Annotated in this window: 1 protein-coding gene; it reads left to right on the top strand. The window is 49.3% G+C overall.

Annotated elements, in window-relative coordinates:
- On the top strand, positions 1-357 hold a 357-nt coding region (locus A6X21_RS24580), incomplete at both ends, for a hypothetical protein (RefSeq protein WP_165603696.1).

Below are 357 nucleotides of genomic sequence, written 5' to 3'. Positions count from 1 at the left end.
TGCCCGGTGTCTGGAAATTACTGATCCCAGGAACTGTGATCGATTCTAACCTCTTCAACATAAAAGCTTTCGGTTTTGACAAGACCAATCAGTATCTCTATTCCATCATCCATAAAAAAGTGATCAGGTACGACCTGAAGAATCGAACGATAAGCGCTGTTCCGGCAGCTAATTGGCCAGGCGATTATACCGAATTCACCTACGACCATACCAATAAACGATTGCTGTGCTGGCGGGGGGGGCGTGATTCCGTATATGCATTGCCTGAAACAGGCGGAAACTGGGTAGCGGTCGGTGCGGGCAGTATCGACAGGGAATCATTCGGTGCCAGAATCGTTCTCGCTGCTCACGAGTCAG

The organism is Planctopirus hydrillae (genome assembly GCF_001707835.1).
Classification (GTDB): Bacteria; Planctomycetota; Planctomycetia; order Planctomycetales; family Planctomycetaceae; genus Planctopirus; species Planctopirus hydrillae.
The sequence above is the reverse complement of the archived record's forward strand: the minus strand, read 5'-3'. Positions and strand labels throughout refer to the sequence as shown.